Source organism: Streptomyces sp. NPDC059668 (assembly GCF_042734135.1).
Lineage (GTDB): Bacteria > Actinomycetota > Actinomycetes > Streptomycetales > Streptomycetaceae > Streptomyces.
The window spans coordinates 1-2,596 of the sequence record NZ_JBHWEL010000065.1; the positions used below are offsets into that span (position 1 = coordinate 1).

Genomic DNA, 2,596 nt, shown 5'->3' on the forward strand with positions numbered 1-2,596 from the left:
GGGCCCGCGCCGGGGCGAGCGCCCCGTCGCACCTGCGGGCGAGTTCGGCCAGCCTGTCCGCCACGTCCTTGGCTCCGCCGAGCCGGGCCACGTCGGTCAGCAGCAGCGCCTCGCCGGTGAGGTGGCCGGTGCCGCGGGCGGTGCCGGCGGCGGCCGTGAGCCGGGACCGTGCCTCACCCAGGTGTCCGCGTGCGGCCAGCAGCCATGCCTCGCCCAGGTGTTCCTCGCCGGCGGAGAGCAGGCCCGGTGCCAGCGGTGGCAGGCCGCGGTACTCGGCGAGCGTCGTCTCGGCCGCGTCCAGGTCCCCCAGTACGGCGGCACAGGCGGCGAGGCCGCCGAGCACCGGGCGCAGCGCCATGACGTGGTCGATCCCGCGGGCCAGGGCGGCGGCCTCCGCCCACCAGCCACGGGCGGTGACGGGGTGCCCGGCCAGCCACTCGCCGCGGCCGAGGAACACCGCCATCCAGACCCGCACCACGGAGTCGGCGGCGACCAGTTCGGCGTAGGCGCGCTCTCCCTCCCGGCGGGCTTCGTCCAGGCGGCCTGCCTCGCCGAGGGCGAGGACGAGCGGGATGCGCTGCACGGCGGGATGGGAGACCAGGGCGTGTTCGTCGACCCGCCGGTGGCCCGCGTGGGCGCGCTCCGCCCAGGCCGCGGCCTCTTCGGTGCGGCCCACCAGTGCCAGGCCGAAGGGTTTCATCCAGGCGCCTCGCAGCCACACGTTGACGTCGGCGGCGTCGCCGACGTCGGTCTCCAGGTCCTCCAGCAGGGTCAGCCCCCGGGCCGGCCCACCGGCAGCGATCCGCATGAAACCCTCGTTGATCTCCAGCTTGCGGCGCTCGGCCGGACCCGTGATCCCGGCCAGGGTGGCGTCGTTGACCGCGAGGGCCTCGGTGAGCGGGGCGTTGCTCCACAGCAGGTTCGTCGTCCGGACCAGGGTGACCGCCAGCTTCTCCTGTGCGTCGACGGCGCGGGTGTCGGCCTGCGCGAGCGCCGCCTCGGCCTCGTCCCAGCGGCCCATCTCGAAGAAGGCGTTACCGAGCATCAGGCCGGTGGCGGTGGTGTGGTGCTTCTCCGGCAGGGCCGTCAGGAGCGCGACGGTCTGCTGGTAGTCGTGGGCGTGGCGGGCCAGCACGGCGGCCTGGACGAGGAGGGCGGGGTCGGCGGTGCCGGTGGCGGCCAGCCGCCAGGTGGCGACACGCAGCAGATCGCCGCGGCGCCGGGCACCGCGGGCCTCGACGCGCGCGGCCTGGTCCAGTAACAGCGTCCGGCGGCGCAGTACCGGCAGACCGGCCCGCAGCACCTCGCCGTACAGGGGGTGGGCCAGCGTCACGGTGACGCGCCGCCGGTCCTGGACGACGTGGATCAGTGCCGCCTGTTCCAGGGCCGCCAGCGCCCGCGGCGGAGCGAGTGCCTCGGCGTCGGCCGGTGGCAGCGGCTCGCACAGCGCCAGGAGTTCCAGGACGGGGTGTCCGGTGGGGGCCGCGGTGGCCAGCCGGGCGCCGACCACCTCGGCCAGCCGAGCGGTGCCCGGCAGCCGGCTCTCGCGCAGGTGCCAGATCTCCCCGTCCTCGGTCAGGTCCCCGGCGGTCAGCGCACCGAGGACCAGTTCGCGCAGGTACAGCACGTTGCCCCCACTCGCGACGGCCAACTGATGCACCGTGCGGTGGTCGACCGGTCCCCCGAGCGCGATCTGTAACAGCGCCTCGGTCTGCTCGGGGGTCAGTGCGGTCAGGTCGACCCGGGAGACCTCGTCGCCGCCGCGCAGCGCCGTGACCGCCTTGCCGTGCGGTTCACCGGTGCGGACGGTGCCGATCAGCAGGATCGCGCCGGCGTCCATCAACTGCCGCAACAGCACCGCCGAGGCCGCGTCCAGCAGATGCAGGTCGTCGACCAGCAGCGCCCACCGTCGCTGTCCCGGCCCGGCGGCCAGCCCTCTCACCACGGCGGCGAAGCCGGCCACGGGGTCGGACAGATCCACCCCGGCGGGCAGCAGATGCGCGATCGCCCCCAGGGGCACCACGCCCGCCGCGGCGCTCGCGGTGGCCCGCCCCACCCGGAAACCCGCCGCCGCGGCCCGCTCCAGGCACTCCTCCGCCAGCCGGGACTTGCCCACCCCGGCGGGACCGCCCACCACGAATCCCCGGCACTCCGGGTCCGCCAGCGCCACGGCGAAGGCGTCCAGCTCCGGCCCGCGCCCGACCAACGGCCATCGGCCCACCCCATCCCGCATTCCGGCTCCCCCCGGCAGGACAAGACACGGGGGCACCCCCGACGAGCGCCCCGGCAGCACTCCATGGCGGTACCGCACACCCGCCCGGCAGCACGTCTCATGCGTTTGACGCACTGTCAGCCTAGGAAGGTGCCGCGCCGTCGGCCAACCGGCTCTCCGGCCCTTCTCGAGAGGGCCGCCCCGGCCGCCGTCCGTGACCGCGAAGGCCGCGACCGCGAAGGCCATGACCACGGAGTCCGCGACCGCGCCGATGCCGCCCGCCGGTTCCGGCCACCGGACGCGTCGCCGGACAGCGCGATGGCCGGGCGGGGCGGGGCGGGGGGGGGGGGGGCGCGGGGCGCGCCGCGGCGGCGTCGGGGGCGC

At 76.4% G+C, this 2,596-nt stretch carries 1 protein-coding gene; it reads right to left on the reverse strand.

What is annotated here, in order from left to right:
- Positions 1 to 2,233, reverse strand: a 2,233-nt coding sequence (locus ACFV2J_RS33025) for an AAA family ATPase (RefSeq protein WP_385442102.1), incomplete at its 3' end; no start/stop codon positions are given.
- Between the last annotated feature and the right edge of the window lie 363 nt (positions 2,234 to 2,596).